The sequence below is a fragment of the Pantoea sp. SS70 genome (assembly GCF_029866845.1).
GTDB lineage: Bacteria > Pseudomonadota > Gammaproteobacteria > Enterobacterales > Enterobacteriaceae > Pantoea > Pantoea leporis.
Genome location: NZ_CP117199.1, coordinates 1 through 20700 on the forward strand (window position 1 = coordinate 1; position 20700 = coordinate 20700).

Consider the following 20700-nt stretch of genomic DNA (forward strand, 5'->3'; position numbering starts at 1 on the left):
GTGTCACTTACGCTTTGGCAACAGTGTCTTGCCCGTTTGCAGGATGAGCTTCCTGCCACCGAATTCAGCATGTGGATTCGTCCGCTGCAAGCTGAATTAAACGACAATACGCTGACCTTGTATGCACCAAATCGGTTTGTACTCGACTGGGTTAGAGATAAATATCTCAATAGTATCAATGGGCTGCTGAATGAATTCTGCGGTGCAAATGTGCCTTTACTGCGTTTCGAAGTCGGTACGCGCCCTGCAGCACAGGTCACCACTAACCAACCGGCGATGGCCAGTTATAATGCGCCCGCGCCGATCGAAAATCGTCCGGCACCCGCGCAAATTTTGCGTCCAAGTTGGGATTCCGTTCCCGCACCGGCCGATGTGACTTACCGCTCCAATGTGAATAACCGTCATAACTTCGACAACTTCGTTGAAGGTAAATCGAACCAGCTGGCGCGCGCGGCGGCACGTCAGGTGGCGGATAATCCTGGCGGCGCTTATAACCCACTGTTCCTTTATGGCGGCACCGGCCTGGGTAAAACTCACCTGTTGCACGCGGTGGGTAACGGCATTATTGCGCGCAAGCCCAATGCCAAAGTGGTGTACATGCACTCTGAGCGTTTTGTGCAGGACATGGTTAAAGCCTTGCAGAACAACGCCATTGAAGAGTTTAAGCGTTACTACCGCTCGGTTGATGCGCTGCTGATCGATGACATTCAATTCTTTGCCAATAAAGAGCGCTCGCAGGAAGAGTTCTTCCATACCTTCAACGCGCTGCTGGAAGGCAATCAACAGATCATCCTGACCTCGGATCGCTATCCAAAAGAGATCAACGGCGTAGAAGATCGCCTGAAATCACGTTTTGGTTGGGGTTTAACGGTGGCGATCGAGCCGCCTGAACTGGAAACGCGTGTCGCGATCCTGATGAAGAAAGCCGATGAAAACGATATTCGCCTGCCGGGTGAAGTCGCCTTCTTTATTGCTAAGCGTTTGCGTTCCAATGTCCGCGAGCTGGAAGGCGCGCTGAACCGCGTGATTGCCAACGCGAACTTTACCGGTCGCGCGATTACCATCGATTTCGTGCGCGAAGCGCTGCGCGATCTGCTGGCGCTGCAGGAAAAGCTGGTCACCATCGATAATATTCAGAAAACGGTGGCCGAGTATTACAAAATTAAAGTGGCGGATTTGCTGTCGAAACGCCGTTCGCGTTCGGTAGCGCGTCCGCGCCAGATGGCGATGGCGATGGCGAAAGAGCTCACCAATCACAGCTTGCCGGAGATTGGCGATGCGTTTGGTGGTCGCGACCATACCACCGTGCTTCACGCTTGCCGTAAAATTGAGCAGCTGCGTGAAGAAAGCCACGACATTAAAGAAGATTTCTCTAACCTCATTCGAACACTATCTTCCTGACGCATATGAAATTTATTGTAGAACGTGAGCAGTTACTGAAGCCACTGCAACAGGTTAGCGGTCCACTTGGCGGACGCCCGACGCTGCCAATCCTCGGAAATTTACTGCTGCAAGTAAGCGAAGGCTCGCTGCGCTTGACCGGTACCGATCTGGAAATGGAAATGGTAGCCCGTGTTGCGCTGACGCAGCCACACGAGCCGGGCGCCACCACGGTTCCTGCGCGTAAATTCCTCGATATTTGCCGCGGTTTGCCGGAAGGCGCTGAGATCAGCCTGACGCTGGAAGGCGATAGAATGCTGGTGCGTTCTGGCCGCAGCCGTTTCTCGCTGTCAACGCTGCCCGCCAGCGACTTCCCGAATCTGGATGACTGGCAGAGCGAGGTGGAATTCACCTTGCCGCAGGCGACGCTAAAACGCCTGATCGAAGCCACGCAGTTCTCAATGGCGCATCAGGATGTGCGTTATTACCTCAATGGTATGCTGTTCGAAACCGAAGGCGAAGAGTTGCGTACCGTCGCTACCGATGGTCACCGCCTTGCAGTGTGCTCCATGCCGATTGGTCAGGCGCTGCCAAACCATTCGGTGATCGTGCCGCGTAAAGGGGTGATTGAGTTGATGCGTTTGCTCGACGGTGGCGAAACGCCGCTGCAGGTGCAAATCGGCAGCAGCAACATCCGCGCACACGTTGGCGACTTTATCTTTACGTCGAAGCTGGTTGATGGCCGTTTCCCGGATTATCGCCGCGTATTGCCGAAGAATCCCGACAAAGCGCTGGAAGCCGGCTGTGATATTTTGAAGCAGGCGTTTGCGCGTGCGGCGATTCTCTCGAATGAGAAATTCCGCGGTGTTCGCATCTATATCACCGAAAATCAGCTCAAGATCACGGCGAATAACCCAGAGCAGGAAGAAGCGGAAGAGATGCTGGATGTCTCTTACAACGGCACCGATCTGGAGATTGGCTTCAACGTCAGCTACGTGCTGGATGTGTTGAATGCGCTCAAGTGCGAGAACGTGCGTTTGCTGCTGACCGATGGCGTATCGAGCGTGCAGATTGAGGATGTGGCCAGTCCGGCTGCAGCCTACGTCGTGATGCCAATGCGCTTGTGATCCTTATCGGGCTAACTTACTCGCTATTTTGCGCCCGGGCAGTGCTCGTCCCTGGTCACATACTTCAGTATGCTCCCAGGGCCTGCGCGCTGGCCGTGCACAAACTAGCTTCGACGTTAACGCCCTTGATTGTTGATGTTAGGTAAAACCCTCTCCTACCGTTCTCGCTGGATTGTTTATGGCTTTAACCCGCCTCCTGATTAAAGATTTTCGCAACATCGAGCAGGCCGATCTGGCTTTGGCGCCGGGGTTTAATTTCCTTGTCGGTGCCAACGGCAGCGGTAAAACCAGCGTGCTGGAGGCGATTTACACGCTGGGGCACGGTCGTGCATTTCGCAGTTTGCAAGCGGGCCGCGTGATTCGTCACGATCAGGACGCCTTTGTGCTGCACGGCCGCATTGAAGGCAGCGAACGTGAAATGTCGGTCGGTCTGACCAAGAATCGCGCTGGCGACAGCAAAGTGCGTATTGATGGCAGCGATGGTCACAAAGTCGCCGAGTTGGCGCAGCTGCTGCCGATGCAGCTGATTACGCCGGAAGGATTTACCCTACTCAATGGCGGTCCAAAATATCGTCGTGCCTACATCGATTGGGGCTGCTTTCACGCCTCGCCTGGTTTTTTCCATGCCTGGAGCAATTTGCGTCGCCTGCTGAAACAGCGCAATGCGGCGCTGCGTCAGGTTTCGCGCTACAGCCAGATTCGTCCCTGGGATCAGGAACTGGTGCCGCTGGCCGAACAGATCAGCGCCTGGCGCGCCGAATACAGCGCGGCGATTTCCCGCGAGATCATCGCCACCTGCGGTCAGTTTTTACCGGAGTTTGCGTTGACGTTCTCTTTCCAGCGCGGCTGGGATAAAGAGAGCGACTACGCCGAACTGCTGGAACGCAATTTCGAGCGCGACCGTGCGCTCACGTATACCGCCAGCGGCCCGCATAAAGCCGATTTTCGCATTCGTGCCGAGGGCACGCCGGTGGAAGATTTACTCTCACGCGGCCAGTTAAAACTGCTGATGTGCGCGCTGCGCTTAGCGCAGGGTGAATACCTGACGCGCAGCAGCGGACAACGCTGTTTGTATTTGATTGATGACTTTGCCTCAGAGCTGGATGACACCCGTCGTCGGCTGTTAGCTGAACGCCTAAAAGCCACGCAGGCTCAAGTATTTGTCAGCGCCATTGGTGTCGAGCATGTAATCGATATGAGTGATGAAAAGGGCAAGATGTTCCGCGTGGAACAGGGTAAAATAGTGGTTCAACCTGAAGATTAAATGAGCGAGAAACGTTGATGTCGAATTCTTATGACTCCTCAAGTATCAAAGTCCTGAAAGGGCTTGATGCGGTACGCAAACGCCCGGGTATGTACATCGGCGATACGGATGACGGCACCGGTCTGCATCACATGGTATTCGAAGTCGTGGATAACGCAATCGACGAAGCGCTCGCCGGTCACTGTAGTGATATTACCGTTACTATTCATGCAGATAACTCTGTCTCGGTGCAAGATGATGGCCGTGGTATTCCTACCGGCATTCACCCGGAAGAGGGCGTCTCTGCTGCTGAAGTGATCATGACCGTCCTGCACGCAGGCGGTAAATTTGATGATAACTCATATAAAGTTTCTGGTGGTCTGCATGGCGTTGGCGTTTCAGTCGTAAATGCCCTGTCACAGAAGCTGGAGCTGACCATTCGCCGTGAAGGCAAAGTGCATCAGCAGGTTTATCAGCACGGCGTGCCGCAGGCACCGCTGGCGGTGTCCGGTGATACCGATGCAACCGGTACTCGCGTGCGTTTCTGGCCGAGCTACGAAACCTTCACCAATGTGATTGAGTTTGAGTACGAAATCCTGGCGAAACGCCTGCGTGAACTGTCGTTCCTGAACTCTGGCGTTTCGATTCGTCTGGAAGACAAACGCGACGGCAAGAACGATCACTTCCACTACGAAGGCGGCATCAAGGCGTTCGTTGAGTATCTCAACAAGAACAAAACCCCGATTCACCCAACGGTGTTCTACTTCTCGACGGAGAAAGATGGCATTGGCGTGGAAGTGGCGCTGCAGTGGAACGATGGTTTCCAGGAAAACATCTACTGCTTCACCAACAACATTCCACAGCGCGACGGCGGTACGCACCTGGCGGGCTTCCGTGCGGCAATGACGCGTACGCTGAATGCCTACATGGATAAAGAAGGCTACAGCAAAAAAGCCAAAGTCAGTGCGACCGGTGACGATGCGCGTGAAGGCCTGATTGCAGTGGTTTCCGTGAAAGTGCCGGATCCGAAATTCTCTTCTCAGACCAAAGATAAGCTGGTCTCTTCTGAAGTGAAATCGGCGGTTGAGCAGCAGATGAACGAACTGCTGGCGGAATACCTGCTGGAAAACCCGTCTGACGCGAAAATCGTGGTTGGCAAAATCATCGATGCAGCGCGTGCGCGTGAAGCTGCCCGCCGTGCTCGTGAGATGACTCGCCGTAAAGGCGCGCTGGATTTGGCCGGTCTGCCGGGCAAACTGGCCGACTGTCAGGAGCGCGATCCGGCGCTGTCTGAAATCTACCTGGTGGAGGGTGACTCTGCAGGCGGATCCGCTAAACAGGGTCGTAACCGTAAGAATCAGGCGATTCTGCCGCTGAAGGGTAAAATCCTGAACGTGGAGAAAGCGCGTTTCGACAAGATGCTCGCTTCGCAGGAAGTTGCCACGCTGATCACCGCGCTGGGCTGTGGTATCGGCCGTGATGAATACAATCCGGACAAACTGCGTTATCACAGCATCATCATCATGACCGATGCGGACGTCGACGGCTCGCACATTCGTACGCTGCTGTTGACCTTCTTCTACCGTCAGATGCCAGAAATCGTCGAACGTGGTCACGTCTATATTGCGCAGCCGCCACTGTACAAAGTGAAGAAAGGCAAGCAAGAACAGTATATTAAAGACGACGAAGCGATGGATCAGTATCAGATTTCCATCGCCCTCGACGGCGCAACGCTGCACACCAACGCCAGCGCACCGGCGTTAGGCGGCCAGCCGCTGGAAACGCTGGTGGCGGATTTCAACGGCACGCAGCGCATGATCAAACGTATGGAGCGCCGTTTCCCTACGGCTCTGCTGCGCGGCCTGATCTACCATCCGACCTTAAGCGACCTCAGCGATGAAGCCGCTGTAAAAGGCTGGATCGACGGTTTAGTGGCGTATCTGACTGAGCGTGAAGCGCACGGCAGCAGCTATCTGGCCCATGTCCGCGCCAACCATGAGCAGAAGTTTGAACCGGTGCTGCGTGTGCGCACGCACGGCGTTGATACCGATTATCCGCTGGATAGCGAATTCATCGATGGACCGGAATACCGCAAAATCTGTGCGCTGGGCGAGCAGCTGCGCGGCCTGATCGAAGAAGATGCCTATATCGAACGTGGCGAACGTCGTCAGCCGGTCACCAGCTTCGAGCAGGCGATTGAGTGGCTGGTGAAAGAGTCGCGTCGCGGTCTGTCAGTACAGCGTTATAAAGGTTTGGGTGAGATGAACCCAGAGCAGCTGTGGGAAACCACCATGGATCCCGATAGCCGCCGCATGTTGCGCGTGACCATCAAGGATGCGATTGCTGCCGATCAGCTGTTCACCACCTTAATGGGCGATGCAGTAGAACCACGTCGCGCCTTCATTGAAGAGAATGCGCTGAAAGCCGCCAACATCGATATCTAATCGACATGGCAAAACGTAAAAACCCTTCCCCGGTGGAAGGGTTTTTTGTTTTCCGCCCGGCAAAACGCGCAAGGCCCGCTGCGGTAAAAAATCTGAATGGGGCGCGAAACTGGTCAATGTGAGCTGAATCGCGCTAGCATTGATCAAAACCCTGACTCAACGAGGACGTTATGGCTATAAAACTGGTTGCAATCGATATGGACGGCACGCTGCTCAATCCGCAGCACGAGATCACGCCTGCCGTTAAATCGGCCATTGAACGCGCGCATAAAAAAGGTGTGATGGTGGTGCTCACCACCGGCCGTCCGTTTGTCGGCATTCAGCGCTATCTGATGGAGCTGAATCTGGTTGATGAAGGCCAATATTGCATCAGCTATAACGGTGCGCTGGTGCATCGCGCTAATGATGGCGAGTGCGTCGCGGAAATCACCTTGGGTTTCGACGACTATCTGTATATCGAACAGCTGGCGCGCGATCTTGGTGTCCACTTCCAGGCCTTCGATAAATCTTTCCTCTATACGCCGAACAAAGACATCAGTGAGTTCACCATCCACGAAGCGAGCCTGACCGGCATTCCGGTGCGCTATCGTTCTGTGGAAGAGATGGATCGCGCTACGCGTTTCCCTAAGCTGATGATGATCGATAAGCCCGATCTGCTGGATTCTGCCATACAGCGCTTGCCGCAGCAGGCGCGTGACAACTACACCATCCTCAAAAGCGCACCTTATTATCTCGAAATCCTCGATGCCCGCGTGAATAAAGGGCAAGGCGTGAAAATGCTGGCTGAGAAGCTCGGCCTGGCGCGTGAAGAGGTGATGGCGATTGGCGATCAGGAAAACGATCTGGCGATGATTGAGTATGCAGGAACCGGCGTAGCAATGGGCAATGCGATTGATTCCGTGAAGAAAATCGCGCAGTTCATTACCAAAACCAACATGGAACACGGCGTAGCGCACGCCATTGAAGAGCTGGTGCTGTAAACCCTCGTTATTCCTCGTCACGCTGTTTTTAGGTCGCCATACATGGCGACACTTCAAATCTCACCAAGCCTTCATAAGGTCGCCATTTATGGCGACCTTATCGCGTTATGACACATGACTTGTCTATTTTGTGATCCACATTGTAGTACAACTTGGATTAATGGTACTACAATCGACAACGCAGGTCAGGGCGGCCGTTAGGCTTCGCTAGGCGAAAGCAGTAATCTGATGCGTACCTGCCTTTCACTGAATGGAACATCATGACGCAAGAACAACTAAGCAAAACAGAGCGCATCATCCTGACGCTGGGTGAAGAGATTGTGGCCGGCAAGTTTGTGCCGGGCGCGGCGTTACCCGCGGAAGCTGAGCTGTGTGAACGCTTCGGCACCTCGCGCAATATCATCCGCGAAGTGTTTCGCTCGCTGATGGCGAAACGCTTGATGGAGATGAAACGCTATCGTGGCGCGTTCGTCACGCCGCGCAATCACTGGAACTATCTGGATAGCGACGTATTGCAGTGGGCGCTGGCGCACGATCAGGACCCGCGTCTGATTGCCGCCATGAACGAAGTGCGTGTGCTGGTCGAGCCGCAGATTGCACGCTGGTCTGCCGAGCGCGCCACCTCAAGCGATCTGGCTGCGATTGAACTGGCGTACAACGACATGGTGGCCAACCATCTCAATCGTGATGCCTTTAATGAAGCGGATATCCGCTATCACGAAGCGGTGCTGAATTCGGTACACAATCCGGTGCTGCAGCAACTCAACGTGGCGATCAGCCAGCTGCAAAAAGCGGTGTTCGCGCAAACCTACATGGCGGACGAAGGCAACATGCCGCGTACGCTCGCCGAACATAAAGCGCTGTTTGATGCCATTCGTCATCAGGATGGCGATGCTGCCGAGCAGGCGGCGAAAGCGATGATTGCCAGCTCAACGGCGCGACTCAAGGAGATTATGTGATCAACTATATCGCGATTGATTGGGGCTCAACCAACCTGCGCGCCTGGCATTATCAAGCCGGCGTTTGCATCGATGAGCGTCGTTCGGAAGCCGGCGTCACGCGCCTGGGCGATCGCACGCCAGCCGAAGTGTTTGCCAGCGTCACCGCAGGTTGGCCAGTCAATGACGTGCCGGTGGTGATGGCGGGCATGGTAGGCAGCAATGCTGGCTGGCTGTCGGTGCCCTATCTCTCCTGTCCGGTGGCGCTGGGCGACATCGCTAGCCGCCTGACGCGCGTCGAGGATAAAGCGTGGATCGTGCCGGGATTGAGCGTCGAACGTGCCGACAACTACAACGTGATGCGCGGTGAAGAGACGCAGCTGCTTGGCGCGCTGGAACTGCAGCCTGCGCCGCTCTATGTGATGCCAGGCACGCACGCCAAATGGGTGCAGATGGAACAGGATCGCGTGCTGGATTTCCGCACCGTGATGACCGGCGAACTGCATCATCTGCTGCTCAAACAGTCGCTGGTTGGCGCAGGTTTACCCGAACAGCAAGAGAACGCGGCGGCTTTCCGCGCAGGTGTGCAAGTCGGTAGCAACGATGCCTCGATTCTGTCGCGCCTGTTTGAAGTGCGTGCTTCACACGTACTCGGCGCGCGCGATCGCCGCCATATCAGCGACTTTCTTTCAGGCTTGCTGATTGGTCACGAAGTGGCGCTGATGACGCAACAGGCCGACGCCGCAAGCCAACCGATCACCATTATTGCCGGTAGCGCGCTGGCGCAACGTTATCAGCAGGCGCTGCAGTTTATCGGCATGGATTCAGTCACGCTGGAAGGCGATCGTGCTTTCCAGCACGGAATAAGGAGTATTGCGAATGTCCTGGCAAACTAAAGTCCCGCTGATCGCCATTCTGCGCGGCATCACGCCGGATGAAGCCGAAGCGCACGTTGGTGCGCTGATTGAAGCGGGTTTCGATGCGATTGAAATCCCGCTCAACTCACCGGAGTGGGCGAAAAGCATCGGCGCGATGGTGAAAACCTTCGGTGATAAAGCGCTGATTGGCGCCGGTACGGTGCTGAATCCGGCGCAGGTCGATGAGCTGGCGACGCTGAACAGCAAATTGGTCGTCACGCCGAATACCGATGCTGCGGTGATCCGCCAGGCGGTCGCCAAAGGGATGATCGTTGCCGCCGGTTGCGCTACCGCGACGGAAGCGTTCACCGCCTTACAGGCCGGTGCGCAGGCGCTGAAAATTTTCCCATCGTCAGCCTTTGGCCCGGGCTACATCAAAGCGCTGAAAGCGGTGCTGCCGCCAGAGGTGCCGGTGTTTGCCGTGGGCGGCGTGACGCCGGAAAACCTGCATGAATTTATGGCCGCAGGCTGCATTGGCGCGGGCTTAGGCAGCGATCTCTATCGCGCCGGTCAACCGCTGTCACGCACTGTGGAACAAGCTCGCGCATTTATTGCTGCATATAAGGACGCTGTACGATGAAAATTACCAAACTGACCACTTATCGCCTGCCGCCGCGCTGGATGTTCCTGAAAATCGAAACTGACGAAGGCATCGTTGGCTGGGGCGAACCGGTGATTGAAGGCCGCGCGCGCAGCGTGGAAGCGGCGGTGCATGAGCTATCGGAATACCTGATTGGTCAGGATCCGGCGCGCATCAACGACTTATGGCAGGTGATGTATCGCGGCGGCTTCTATCGCGGCGGCCCGATTCTGATGAGCGCCATCGCCGGTATCGATCAGGCGTTGTGGGATATCAAAGGCAAAGCGCTCGGCGTGCCGGTTTATCAACTGCTTGGCGGATTAGTGCGTGACAGCATCAAAGCCTACAGCTGGGTGGGCGGCGATCGTCCAGCCGATGTGATTGATGGCATCAAGAAACTGCGCACCATCGGTTTTGATACCTTCAAACTCAACGGCTGCGAAGAGATGGGCATTATCGATAACGCGCGCAAAGTCGATGACGCGGTGAATACCGTAGCGCAAATTCGTGAAGCCTTCGGTAAAGAGATTGAATTTGGCCTCGATTTCCACGGCCGCGTCAGCGCGCCAATGGCAAAAGTGCTGATCAAAGAGCTGGAGCCGTATCGCCCGCTGTTTATCGAAGAGCCGGTGCTGGCGGAGCAGGCGGAATATTATCCGCGTCTGGCGGCGCAGACTCATATTCCGATCGCCGCTGGCGAACGCATGTTCTCGCGCTTCGAGTTCAAACGCGTGCTGGAAGCGGGTGGACTGGCGATTCTGCAACCGGATCTGTCACACGCGGGCGGTATCACCGAGTGCTACAAAATTGCCGCGATGGCCGAATCTTACGATGTGGCGCTGGCGCCTCACTGTCCGCTCGGCCCAATTGCGCTGGCTGCGTGCCTGCACGTTGACTTCGTGTCACGCAATGCGGTGTTCCAGGAGCAAAGCATGGGGATTCACTATAATCAGGGCGCCGAACTGCTCGATTACGTGATCAATAAAGACGATTTTAAAATGGATGACGGTCATTTCTATCCGTTAAATAAACCGGGCCTTGGCGTGGAAATTAACGAAGAGCTGGTGATCGAGCGCAGTAAAAATGCCCCTGACTGGCGTAATCCATTATGGCGATTCCCGGACGGTTCAGTCGCTGAATGGTAAATACCCGTCATAATTCAAGCTGCAGATGCGTTGGCTGCGCTCATTCACCCCAGTCACTTACTAGTGTAAGCTCCGTGGGATTCATTCGCTTGCCGCCTTTCTGCAACTCGAATTCCTTAGGGTATTAAATTTTATTAAATCTCGATAATTATATGCCGGTGAAATAAGGCATAGGGCTGCGTTCAGCCTGTTTCCCGGCACAGCTTATTTACCGCTGACGCGGTTTTACCTTTGATATCGCTACCCTACATTTGCCGGGGCGTGCTCTGTCGTGCCCAAACGGCAAAACCGATTACGGAGAAACACCATGGATCTCTCTGCTGTTCACGCCAAACCGACGCGCCGTCGTTATATCACGCTGCTGATGATATTTATTACGGTGGTCATTTGTTATGTCGATCGCGCTAATTTAGCCGTCGCTTCCGCGCATATTCAGGAAGAGTTCGGTATTACTAAAGCGCAAATGGGTTATGTATTTTCGGCCTTCGCCTGGTTATATACGTTATGCCAGATTCCCGGCGGCTGGTTCCTCGATCGCGTGGGTTCACGCTTAACCTATTTTATTGCCATCTTTGGCTGGTCGGTTGCGACGTTATTGCAGGGTTTTGCCACCGGCTTATTATCATTAATTGGTCTGCGTGCGATTACCGGCATATTTGAAGCGCCGGCTTTCCCAACCAATAACCGGCTGGTGACCAGCTGGTTCCCGGAGCAGGAGCGCGCTTCCGCCGTCGGCTTCTACACGTCCGGTCAGTTTGTTGGTCTGGCGTTCCTCACGCCCTTGCTGATCTGGATTCAGGAACTGCTGAGCTGGCATTGGGTATTTATTATTACCGGCGGCATCGGCATCATCTGGTCGTTCATCTGGATTAAGTTCTATCAGGCACCCAGCCAGAGCCGAGGCATCAATAAAGCCGAGCTGGATTACATCCGTGAAGGTGGCGCGATGGTGGATGGCGATGCGCCGAGCGAAAAGAAAGCCCGCACCAAACTTACCGCCGCCGACTGGAAACTGGTGTTCCACCGCAAGCTGTGCGGCGTCTATCTTGGCCAGTTCGCCGTCACATCCACGCTGTGGTTCTTCCTGACCTGGTTCCCGAACTATCTGACGCAGGAAAAACATATCGCGGCGCTCACCGCGGGCTTCATGACCACCGTGCCCTTCCTCGCGGCATTCGTTGGCGTGATTCTCTCGGGAATTGTCGCCGATCGTCTGGTGCGCAGTGGTCGTTCGCTCGGCTTTGCGCGCAAAACGCCGATCATCTGCGGTCTGCTGATCTCCACCTGCATCATGGGCGCGAACTATACCAACGATCCGATATGGATTATGACGCTGATGGCGATCGCCTTCTTCGGTAACGGCTTCGCCTCAATTACCTGGTCGCTGGTCTCCTCGCTGGCACCGGTGCGCCTGATTGGTTTGACGGGCGGCATGTTTAACTTTGTTGGCGGCCTGGGTGGCATCACCGTGCCGCTGGTGGTGGGGTATCTGGCGCAGGATTACGGCTTTGCACCGGCGCTGGTGTATATCTCGGCGGTGGCGCTGATTGGCGCGCTCTCCTACATCCTGCTGGTCGGTGATGTAAAACGCGTAGGTGAATAAATTCGCGCGATGAATCGCGCCGCTACAAATACGGGCACAATCCGTAGCGGCGCCGTTCATTGCGCAATCAACCGCGGTGAAATTGCTGCTTCTCACTGCAGAATCACGTAATTTATCCGGCAACTGTTAGATGGAAGGTTGCCTCATGTCAGAAAAACAAATCACCTTTGCCGCGCGTCATCATCAACTTACCAACATCAACGTCTGGACCGGCGACAGCCAGTGGCTGGCATTTGATGTGCGACCTTCCGGCGCCTCTTTTACCAGCCTGACTATCGAGCGCGTCAACGTGGCGAGCGGTGCCGTTGAAGTGTTGTATCAGGCTCGCGATGGCGCGCACGTTGGCGTGGTCACCGTCAGTCCGGATCTGCCGCCGCGTTACGTTTGCATTCATGGTCCGGAACATCCGGATGCGCACTGGCGCTACGATTTTCATCACCGACGCGGCGTGATCGTGCAGCAAGGCATCGCCGAGAACCTTGATGCCTGCGATATCACCGCGCCTTACACGCCCGGCGCGCTGCGCGGTGGCTCGCATGTCCACGTCTTCAGCCCGGATGGTTCGCGCCTGAGTTTTACCTACAACGATCATGTGATGCATGAAAAGGATGCCGGCGAAGACCTGCGTAACGTCGGCGTGGCCGTGCCGCTGCATCCGGTGTGTCCGCCTAAACAGCATCCGCGTGAATATGAGGGCAGCCATTATTGCGTGCTGGTCAGCCAGACGCAGCGTGATCCTCAGCCGGGCAGCGATCAGATTGACCGCGCCTATGAAGAGTGCTGGATCGGGAATCAAGGCTATCAGAAAGCGGATGGCAGCTGGCAGCGCTGGGCTATCGCCTTTATCGGCGATACGCGCGCCGCCAACGGCGACAAAGTGCCGGAAGTGTTTGTGGTGGATCTGCCCGCCGCGTTAGCCGATTACGCCAAACCGGGCGCTTCGCCCTTACAGGGCACGGCGGATAAATTGCCTGCGCCGCCAGCTGGCGTGCAGCAGCGACGCATCACGCACACCCATGGCCTGGCACTGCAACCGCGCCACTGGCTGCGCGCCTCCGCGGATGGCAGCGCCATCGCCTTTTTGCTGGCGGACGAACAGGGCGTGGTTCAGCTGTGGACGGTTTCACCGAATGGCGGCGAGCCACGCCAGGTGACGCAGCTGGCGAGTAGCATTCAGTCGGCCTTTAGCTGGCATCCACAAGGCGGCGCGATATGCTTTATCTGTGATAACAGTGTGATGCGCTGTGAAATGGCGACGGGAGCCTGTACGCGCTTAACGCCACGCAGCGATCATGCGCCATCCGGTGATGCAGTGGTCTGGTCGCCGGATGGAGAAAAGATCGCTTATATGCGGGAAGTGGACGGCTGGCGGCAGCTGTTTTGCGTCAGTGCGGCTGCGCGGGCATAGACGCGGCGGTCGCCAGGCTGGCTTGCGTGCCGGCCATTTTTTCGCTCTGCATCACGCGCTCGTGAATCGAATCCTTACTTTTATCGTCGCCAGAACGGAAGTAATCCCACGGCAGCAGCACGGTGTCCATCACCGCTGAGAACGGGAGATCGATCAGCGCCAGCGGCTTGATCGCCCAGCTGGTGTTGTCGTCAGTGATCATCTCTGCGCTGGCGCGCGTGCCGGGATAGTAGCCCTGACTGGCGCCAGTGTGAGACATAACGCTGGAGCAACCTGAAGTAACAAAGGTACTGCAAACCAGCACAGCTGTGAGTGGAAAGCGTTTCATCATATTCATCATCATCATCCCTTCAGTCATGGCATGGCCCTGGCTGGAGTGTGTCACCTGACGTTAAGCAAAGCTCTGTGGCTGCGTCTTGGATCTCAGGCGATTGGTCCCCTGAGTGTATGTCATATCGTCAGATTTGCTGTAAAAAAATACGCATCAGCCCTTGAAAGCGACCAGGCTGCACCCACTTTTAAGGAACGGTCTTGTTGCTGTTGCCGGAAGGGACAGCAACGGACTGCACAACCTGTCCATGGTGGAAGGTTGCCTAAACTTGCTGAATATCAGGAGTCTTATTATGCGTAACTTTGATCTCACCCCACTTTATCGTTCTGCCATTGGTTTCGATCGCCTGTTTAACCTGCTTGAGTCCAACCAAAACCAGGCCAATGGTGGCTATCCTCCGTATAACGTTGAGCTGGTGGATGAGAATTTCTACCGTATCACCATTGCCGTGGCGGGCTTTGCCCAGAGCGAGTTAGATATCACCTCGCATGACAACGTGCTGGTGGTGCGTGGCGCACATCCTGAAGAGCAGCCGGAGCGTAAATACCTGTATCAGGGTATCGCCGAGCGCAACTTCGAGCGCAAATTCCAGCTGGCCGATCACATCATGGTGCGCGATGCGCGTCTGGAAAATGGTCTGCTGAGCATCGATCTGATTCGCATTGTCCCGGAAGAGGCGAAACCGCGTCGTATCGAAATTCTGTAATCAGGATGTGAGTTAAAAAAACGCCGCTGAAAAGCGGCGTTTTTGTTTAGGTGCGTACCAATAATCGCTGACTGACCATGCCGCCAAACACATTCACCAGCAGGCCGAGGATGATCACTGAAACGCCGATCATCTGCTGAATCGACAAGGTTTCACCGAGAATCAGCGCCGCACTGAGAATCCCCACCACCGGCACCAGCAGCGACAGCGGTGCCACGCGCCAGGTTTCATAGCGGCTCAGCAAATTACCCCATATCGCGTAGCCGACAATGGTGGCGATAAAGGCGAGATAGATCAGCGCCAACACTGTTTGCAGTGAAATGTGCAGCAGGCTGGTGATAATCGCCGCTTCGCCATCGAACAGCCATGAGCAGGCAAAGAACGGCACGATCGGCACCAGCGCACTCCACACCACCAGCGACATCACCGGCACTTTGCGGTTACGCAAAATGATTTTGTTGGTGATATTGCCGAGGCCCCACGACAGCGCCGCAGCCAGCGTCAGCATCATGGTAGTGAGCGTAATGCCCGCTGTGGTTTGGCCTGCCATGCCTGCGGTTGCCAGCATAAACATGCCGAGCGTCGCCACCAAAATACCGACGATATGATTCCAGCGTAACTTCTCCGCCAGGAACAGCGCCCCCAACAGCAGCGTGAAGAAGGCCTGCGCCTGTAACACCAGCGACGCCAATCCTGCCGGCATGCCCAGCTTGATCGCGAGGAACAGAAAGGCGAACTGGCCGAAGCTGATGGTCATGCCGTAGACGATCAGCCAGCGCAGCGGAATCGCCGGACGCTTCACAAACAAGATTGCCGGAAACGCCACCAGGCTAAACCGCAATCCCGCCAGTAAAAAAGGCGGCATATCCTGCAGGCCCAGCTTAATCACCACAAAATTCACGCCCCACGCCACCACAACCAGCAGGGCTAACAACATATCTTTCACTGACATACACAGTCCTTACTGCCGCGATCAGGCGGTTGCCGTCACCGGTGTTGCGATCTCGGCACAACATTCATCACCGACAACCTTAAAGAAATCATCCACCTGTAAAGCCACGGAGCGATCCAGTGCCCCGGCGTTAAACCACAGCGTGCCGACGTCGCGCAGGCGCACATCGACGCGCAGCGCCAGCCGATCATCAAAACTAAACGGCGGCACCGCGCCCATCACGCACTGGGTTAACTCCTGCGCTTTCTCTGGCGCCGCAAAGCTCGACTTCTTGCCGCCAATGGCACGCGCGGCGCTCTTGAAGTTGATCTTGCAGTCGCCTGGCACAATCGCCAGCAGATAGCGCGCATCCGCGCCATCCGGCATCGTCACCTCCAGCACCATCGCTTTGGCCGCCTGATTGAGATCGTTACCGCGAATCTCGCTAATCAGGTCAGTCTGGCCGATGGCTTCATGCTCCACCACGCGATAACGCGCCTGATGGTGATCCAGCAGGGCCGCTACTTTTTCATAGGTATTCATGTTCGTCTCCTCGTCGAAAACCTGGCGTTAACTCCAGGCGATGGCGTGTTTCATTTTTTTGTCGGTCAGGCCAAAGAAGAAGCCCATGGTGATGCGCGTGTCGCCTTCCACGCGATCAATTTCGTGATAAAACGCCGGATTAAACAGATAGATATCGCCACTGCGCGGTGAGAACTCGCATACCTCGCTGTGTTCGATGACGCCGGTTTGATAACCCAGTTCGCCCGGCGTTTTGTACCATTCATCCACCGGCTGCCACTTCTTATTGAAGATGCGCAGCGCGCCGCCGGCGTTGCACTCCTGCAAACAAACCACGCAACTCAGCTGGTGCAAGATGCGGGTCACCGCCAATCCGCTGCCGGCGGCATCACGCACGATGTTGTCGTTATGCAGGGGATTGGCGACGCCGTCAGCGTGGAAGCGCACAATTGAACCGGCGTAATCGCCCAGTTCGGGTTCGTTGGCGGTTTGCAGGCTTTCCAGGCGCAGCGCGTGCTGCACCCAGTTGTAGATCTGATCGCGCAGGCAGTGCAGCGACGACGGCAGCGCGGCCTGAATATCGCGCAGCTCGGTGAAGTAGTTTTCCGGCGCGGCGGTGTGCTTCGCCAGATAAGGGCCGAGCGTGGTCAGCGCGCCGTTTGGATAGTGCGATACCCGCACCTGTTCGCGGCACTGCTGCAAATCCTCCACCACCGCTGCGCGCACGTCCGGCTTGAGGAAGTTACGTAACACCAGCAGCGGCACGCGCGCCGTCACGATGTCATCCAGCCAGGTGCTCTCCACAAACATGTTTGGATGAATAACGCGGATCTGATTGAAAATCGCCATGTTGATCACTCCCCAATTGGAAATTCATGAAGTTCATGGTTGTTCATACGACGCCATTCAGACGCCGCGCCCAGTGCTGAAATAGGTTCAGAAGAGATGAAAGTGGTGTCGTTTTTCTGTAAGCGGTGCAGCGTGAAATAGTTGGGATAGGGCGTGTCGTCGGGATGCCATTGCCACGCCCAGGCTTTATCGCGGGTGACAAAAATGGCGTTGGCCGAACTGCCGCCCGGCGCGACCTGCGCCATCTTGTCGCGCAGATAATCGCGGGTGAAATCGGCGGGCGTGGCGCGATCCACCATATATTCGAGATACTCCGCGGAATCGAAACGCGACTCCACCATGCCCAATTGCTGATAAACGGTGGGCAAAAAACCGTTATGCATCATGTACCACTGCGTGTCGCCGCTGGTGCGCCACAGCGGATGGGAAAATTCGATACCGTGATTTTTGCTCAGCGTGGCGTGGCGCACATGTACCGCCAGAAAGCGGCCGCGCAGGCGATCAACATCAATGGTCGGCAGCGCATCGGCGAACGTGCCGGTGCCGTGCAGCGTGCGAATGTGCCCTTGCTCCAGCCATAAACAGCCCCAACCGTTGGGATGCTGTTTAATCGGACCTTCGTGCGTGGCGGTTTCGCCGCAGCTCATGGCACGCGCGGCGTCCAGCACTGCGGCGGCATCGAATTGGCCGTGCGCCACAATCATTCTGCACATAGTAAATCTCTCCGAGTGGTGAGCGATGGGGCCTCAAGGATCTGACGGAACACCGCCAAAATGTCGTCGCGGCTGGTCGCTGCGAGGCGCAAAGTGGCGAGAATGCCGGCGTGGCGGGTTAAATCGGCATACAGCGAAGAGCGTGGCGAAACTGCTAGCGCGGGCAGATTGAGCGGCGGCAACAGCTGACCGCGCTGGTGCTGTGCGATCCAGCGCTCAGCTGCGTCATACTGCAGGCGCTGACGCAAACGCACGCGGCCCACTGCCTGCGGCTGCGCCGGAAAATGCAGCGGCGGCATGCCGTGACCGGCTTCGATGTGAAACGCCACTTCCGCCCAGTTGATGCCGGTGACTTCCTGCACCAGATTCACCACGCCCATGCCGGAAAGGCGGAAGCCCATTTCAAGGAAATGCGGTTCGCCGTTGACCAAAATGAAGTCGATGTGAAATGCGCCCTGACGATAGCCGAAGGTTTCACAGCAGAAGCTCATCAGGCTGCTAAAGCTGGCGGGCAGTTGCTGCGCGGCGACCGCCACATGGCCGGATTCGTAAAAACTGACGCAGCCGTCGGCATCGCTATGGTGTTCGATCACCTTTTGGCAGCAGGTCAGCGCCACCGCATGGCCGTTCGCCACCACGCCTTGCAGCGAATACTCATCGCCCGCCAGCCAGCTCTCGACGATAAAACCGCTGAAGCCGCGCCCGCCGTAATTCATGGTGTCGACCAGCTTGCCGATCACCGCATCAAGCTGGCTGGCCTGTTTCACCAGCCAGACGCCAAGACCGCCGCCGCCGTCAACCGGCTTGATCACGCAGGGATAGAGCAACGCGTCTCGCGCATCCCGAATGCTGAGCGGCGAGGCAAAAAAGCGAAACTCCGGCTGCGGAAAGCGCTGCCAGGCTTTGCGCAACGCCATACGCTGCGCGTACTTATCCGGCGGAATAAAGCTGGCACCGGCGTCGGGCCCCGCCAGCAGTTCGCGTACGCGACCGGCGCTGGCGTTGTAAGCTTCAAAGCCCGCCAGCACCACGTGAGGATGCTCCATCAACCCGGCATGCAAACAGGCTTGCAGTACATCCCACGGATTTTCCGGGCGATCGAGCCGCACAATCAGATCGAACGGCAACGGAATGCTCAGCGATTGGTAATCGACGAAATCGCCCATCTCCGCCAGCACGGTAAAGTAGCCGTCGCGTTTGGCCACCGCGCAGTAAGGATTTTGTCCGTCGCGGGTGGCACCAATCTGCAGGAAAATCTTTCTCATCGCGTTGCCTTACCGGGTTAACGCCCGGAGATCACTTCAGTGACGACGTCGTGCATGACCCCGTTATTCACCTGAATCACTGCTTTGTGCGGGTCAAAACGCAGCACGCGCGAAAGCGCATCGCCGCGCTGTTCGTCCAGCAGTGAACTCACCTGCTTGCTACGCCAGCAGTGACGCATCTGCGCCACGGTCAAACCAGAGCGTTGCTCCAGCTGCTGCGCCAGCCCCAGGTCGTCGCTCTCGCCGCGCAGCAAGGCGCGCACCGCCGCTTCGTCCGGCGCATCGACTAGCTGCTGCAGCCAGCTTTTCAGCTGATTGCCTTCGGCGATAAACGGCGAATAGATCATGCAAACCAGTTGGGTTTCATTGAGGCCAAATGCCTGTTCGGCGAACTGCGCGGCGCGCTGGCGGGCGCGCTTAATCGCTTCATCGTCCTGATAACGTGCCGCCATCTCATCAATCAGCTGCGGCGGGAAATCTTTTTTCACCATCAGCCCGAGCGCAAAGCGCACATATTCGCGAATGCCTTCGGCGTAGCTGCGCTGCAACAGCGTCTCCGCACGCAGACCGCGAATATGTGCCATTAACGTCGGGTTCCCGCAGTCCGATTCGGAGAAGCTGAACATCAGTTCATCAAAGCGGAAATGCATAAATTCAGTCAGCAGCGCCCAGTGCGCGCCCGCTTCATAGGCGGTGTCCTGATAGATATTGAAGAACAGCGGATCGCGTTCCAGCTGCCAGGTAATACGATGCGCGGGCGTCACCTGATCGGCACCGTAGATATCGGCGAAATAGCGCTCGGCCACGCCATCCAGCGTCTGCAGGAAGCCGCTAAAGCCGCGCGACTTATCCGCCACCGGCGCAGCAAACAGCCGCGAAAGATGGCGCGCCCACGCCAGATAAGCGGTTTGTTCCTGCGGCGAATCGCCGGTGATGATCACATCAACGCCGCCGTCGTAATGCGCCGCCAGGCCAAACGAGTTCACCATGCTGAGATTACAGGCGTTACAAAACGTCGAGCGCGCATCGGCGCGGAAGCGATGGCCATTCATCAGCACATCGTTGCGATTCTGCTGGCGCACGCTGTCTGGCATCGGTAAATGGCGATCGAAGTGGCGGATTTGCAGGCCGTCAGTCACCAGACATTCGGTAAAGTCATCATCGTGGATGTGCAACGCGCGATACACGCGATCGATATTGTCCATTACGCTGTCGTTCATTGCCGCATGGCGGTTGGTGCTAATGCGCAGCTGAAAGGTGCTGCCATGTTGCTGCCAGATCAGCCCCTGAATGTAGCGCACGTACGCCACCATATAGCTGCTGTCTTTGCCGCCGCCGTAGGCCAGCAGCACGCGGTTATTCTCCGGGTGAGTGGCATCCGGGAGCGCGGCAAGTAAACGGCGTGAACAGTGTTGCGCGGAATCAATAATCGTGGGGGTGAGATATCCACTAATCTCTCGCATCAGGGTGGACAGATTATTCATTTTTCACTTCATCCTTTGGCTAAAAAGTCGCTGCTGCCGTGCTGGCGGCATCAGACGGGAAATGGGCCACGAAGGTGCTACGGAATGAATGCCTTAAAGACGATTGCGCGGGTTATCAATTAACTAATGCAGCC

The 20700-nt window shown here is 56.4% G+C and carries 19 protein-coding genes; 12 read left to right on the top strand and 7 right to left on the bottom strand.

Annotated elements, in window-relative coordinates; genetic code table 11:
• The 11 genes from dnaA (at position 1) to PO881_RS00055 (ending at position 13765) form a co-directional block, all read left to right on the top strand.
• Entirely contained in the window at positions 1 to 1401 is a 1401-nt protein-coding gene (dnaA, locus tag PO881_RS00005; protein ID WP_101763897.1) for a chromosomal replication initiator protein DnaA, read from the top strand.
• Positions 1402 to 1406: 5 nt separating this feature from the next.
• On the top strand, positions 1407 to 2507 hold the full coding sequence (gene dnaN, locus PO881_RS00010) for a DNA polymerase III subunit beta (RefSeq protein ID WP_008105300.1): 1101 nt from the start codon (positions 1407 to 1409) through the stop codon (positions 2505 to 2507).
• Positions 2508 to 2685: 178 nt separating this feature from the next.
• Positions 2686 to 3771 carry a DNA replication/repair protein RecF gene (gene recF, locus PO881_RS00015; protein WP_101763896.1) on the top strand — a complete coding sequence of 362 codons (1086 nt, stop codon included), beginning with the start codon at positions 2686 to 2688 and terminating at the stop codon, positions 3769 to 3771.
• Between the two features lie 17 nt (positions 3772 to 3788).
• The gene (gene gyrB / locus PO881_RS00020) at positions 3789 to 6194 is read left to right on the top strand and encodes a DNA topoisomerase (ATP-hydrolyzing) subunit B (protein ID WP_101763895.1); all 2406 of its coding nucleotides are present in this window, start codon (positions 3789 to 3791) and stop codon (positions 6192 to 6194) included.
• Between the two features lie 170 nt (positions 6195 to 6364).
• Positions 6365 to 7174, top strand: coding sequence for a sugar-phosphatase (gene yidA / locus PO881_RS00025; RefSeq protein WP_110868242.1), 810 nt, complete (start codon positions 6365 to 6367; stop codon positions 7172 to 7174).
• A 260-nt stretch (positions 7175 to 7434) separates the two neighbouring features.
• The gene (locus tag PO881_RS00030) at positions 7435 to 8133 is read left to right on the top strand and encodes a FadR/GntR family transcriptional regulator (RefSeq protein ID WP_101763893.1); all 699 of its coding nucleotides are present in this window, start codon (positions 7435 to 7437) and stop codon (positions 8131 to 8133) included.
• Complete coding sequence (locus PO881_RS00035; protein WP_280172265.1) at positions 8130 to 9008, top strand: 2-dehydro-3-deoxygalactonokinase; 879 nt, start codon at positions 8130 to 8132, stop codon at positions 9006 to 9008. The genes PO881_RS00030 and PO881_RS00035 overlap by 4 nt, the downstream gene beginning before the upstream one ends.
• Positions 8992 to 9609, top strand: a complete 618-nt coding sequence (locus tag PO881_RS00040; RefSeq protein WP_061719996.1) for a 2-dehydro-3-deoxy-6-phosphogalactonate aldolase — start codon at positions 8992 to 8994, stop codon at positions 9607 to 9609. The genes PO881_RS00035 and PO881_RS00040 overlap by 17 nt, the downstream gene beginning before the upstream one ends.
• The gene (gene dgoD / locus PO881_RS00045) at positions 9606 to 10754 is read left to right on the top strand and encodes a galactonate dehydratase (RefSeq protein WP_007893527.1); all 1149 of its coding nucleotides are present in this window, start codon (positions 9606 to 9608) and stop codon (positions 10752 to 10754) included. Before PO881_RS00040 ends, dgoD begins: the two co-directional genes overlap by 4 nt.
• Before the next feature lie 307 nt (positions 10755 to 11061).
• Positions 11062 to 12357, top strand: a complete 1296-nt coding sequence (locus PO881_RS00050; RefSeq protein WP_280172266.1) for an MFS transporter — start codon at positions 11062 to 11064, stop codon at positions 12355 to 12357.
• Positions 12358 to 12502: 145 nt separating this feature from the next.
• A complete protein-coding gene (locus PO881_RS00055; RefSeq protein ID WP_280172267.1) occupies positions 12503 to 13765 on the top strand; it encodes a DUF3748 domain-containing protein in 1263 nt (420 codons plus the stop codon).
• On the opposite strand, the gene PO881_RS00060 is transcribed toward PO881_RS00055, so the two are convergent.
• Positions 13743 to 14102: a YceK/YidQ family lipoprotein gene (locus PO881_RS00060; RefSeq protein WP_309836757.1), complete on the bottom strand. Its 360-nt coding sequence runs from the start codon at positions 14100 to 14102 to the stop codon at positions 13743 to 13745. The two genes, PO881_RS00055 and PO881_RS00060, sit on opposite strands and share 23 nt — an antisense overlap.
• A 286-nt stretch (positions 14103 to 14388) precedes the next feature.
• Between PO881_RS00060 and ibpA the strand changes: the two genes are divergently transcribed.
• Complete coding sequence (gene ibpA / locus PO881_RS00065; protein WP_192236804.1) at positions 14389 to 14802, top strand: small heat shock chaperone IbpA; 414 nt, start codon at positions 14389 to 14391, stop codon at positions 14800 to 14802.
• 46 nt (positions 14803 to 14848) lie between these two features.
• Here the strand turns inward: ibpA and PO881_RS00070 are convergent, their stop codons facing one another.
• Genes PO881_RS00070 through PO881_RS00095 form a run of 6 tightly spaced genes read right to left on the bottom strand, consistent with a single transcriptional unit; the run spans position 14849 to position 20566 of the window.
• Positions 14849 to 15754 carry an EamA family transporter gene (locus PO881_RS00070; RefSeq protein WP_110868246.1) on the bottom strand — a complete coding sequence of 302 codons (906 nt, stop codon included), beginning with the start codon at positions 15752 to 15754 and terminating at the stop codon, positions 14849 to 14851.
• A 21-nt stretch (positions 15755 to 15775) separates the two neighbouring features.
• Positions 15776 to 16276 (bottom strand): YbaK/EbsC family protein, encoded by a 501-nt coding sequence (locus PO881_RS00075; RefSeq protein WP_101763886.1) that lies wholly within the window; start codon positions 16274 to 16276, stop codon positions 15776 to 15778.
• 27 nt (positions 16277 to 16303) lie between these two features.
• Positions 16304 to 17104, bottom strand: a complete 801-nt coding sequence (locus tag PO881_RS00080; protein WP_101763936.1) for a hypothetical protein — start codon at positions 17102 to 17104, stop codon at positions 16304 to 16306.
• A gap of 5 nt (positions 17105 to 17109) precedes the next feature.
• A complete protein-coding gene (locus tag PO881_RS00085; RefSeq protein ID WP_280172268.1) occupies positions 17110 to 17817 on the bottom strand; it encodes a class II glutamine amidotransferase in 708 nt (235 codons plus the stop codon).
• Complete coding sequence (locus tag PO881_RS00090; protein ID WP_280172269.1) at positions 17805 to 19082, bottom strand: ATP-grasp domain-containing protein; 1278 nt, start codon at positions 19080 to 19082, stop codon at positions 17805 to 17807. The genes PO881_RS00085 and PO881_RS00090 overlap by 13 nt, the downstream gene beginning before the upstream one ends.
• A 17-nt stretch (positions 19083 to 19099) precedes the next feature.
• Positions 19100 to 20566 (bottom strand): hypothetical protein, encoded by a 1467-nt coding sequence (locus PO881_RS00095; protein ID WP_277974315.1) that lies wholly within the window; start codon positions 20564 to 20566, stop codon positions 19100 to 19102.
• Positions 20567 to 20700: the final 134 nt, after the last annotated feature.

Bases quoted from the DNA above. Each gene is read 5' to 3' on its own strand.
- PO881_RS00085 (WP_280172268.1), bottom strand. From the start codon at position 17,817: ATGTGCAGAATGATTGTGGCGCACGGCCAATTCGATGCCGCCGCAGTG.
- ibpA (WP_192236804.1), top strand. From the start codon at position 14,389: ATGCGTAACTTTGATCTCACCCCACTTTATCGTTCTGCCATTGGTTTC.
- PO881_RS00095 (WP_277974315.1), bottom strand. From the start codon at position 20,566: ATGAATAATCTGTCCACCCTGATGCGAGAGATTAGTGGATATCTCACC.
- PO881_RS00070 (WP_110868246.1), bottom strand. From the start codon at position 15,754: ATGTCAGTGAAAGATATGTTGTTAGCCCTGCTGGTTGTGGTGGCGTGG.
- dgoD (WP_007893527.1), top strand. From the start codon at position 9,606: ATGAAAATTACCAAACTGACCACTTATCGCCTGCCGCCGCGCTGGATG.
- PO881_RS00055 (WP_280172267.1), top strand. From the start codon at position 12,503: ATGTCAGAAAAACAAATCACCTTTGCCGCGCGTCATCATCAACTTACC.
- dnaN (WP_008105300.1), top strand. From the start codon at position 1,407: ATGAAATTTATTGTAGAACGTGAGCAGTTACTGAAGCCACTGCAACAG.
- recF (WP_101763896.1), top strand. From the start codon at position 2,686: ATGGCTTTAACCCGCCTCCTGATTAAAGATTTTCGCAACATCGAGCAG.
- yidA (WP_110868242.1), top strand. From the start codon at position 6,365: ATGGCTATAAAACTGGTTGCAATCGATATGGACGGCACGCTGCTCAAT.
- PO881_RS00080 (WP_101763936.1), bottom strand. From the start codon at position 17,104: ATGGCGATTTTCAATCAGATCCGCGTTATTCATCCAAACATGTTTGTG.
- PO881_RS00075 (WP_101763886.1), bottom strand. From the start codon at position 16,276: ATGAATACCTATGAAAAAGTAGCGGCCCTGCTGGATCACCATCAGGCG.
- PO881_RS00090 (WP_280172269.1), bottom strand. From the start codon at position 19,082: ATGAGAAAGATTTTCCTGCAGATTGGTGCCACCCGCGACGGACAAAAT.
- PO881_RS00060 (WP_309836757.1), bottom strand. From the start codon at position 14,102: ATGAATATGATGAAACGCTTTCCACTCACAGCTGTGCTGGTTTGCAGT.
- PO881_RS00040 (WP_061719996.1), top strand. From the start codon at position 8,992: ATGTCCTGGCAAACTAAAGTCCCGCTGATCGCCATTCTGCGCGGCATC.
- PO881_RS00050 (WP_280172266.1), top strand. From the start codon at position 11,062: ATGGATCTCTCTGCTGTTCACGCCAAACCGACGCGCCGTCGTTATATC.
- gyrB (WP_101763895.1), top strand. From the start codon at position 3,789: ATGTCGAATTCTTATGACTCCTCAAGTATCAAAGTCCTGAAAGGGCTT.
- PO881_RS00030 (WP_101763893.1), top strand. From the start codon at position 7,435: ATGACGCAAGAACAACTAAGCAAAACAGAGCGCATCATCCTGACGCTG.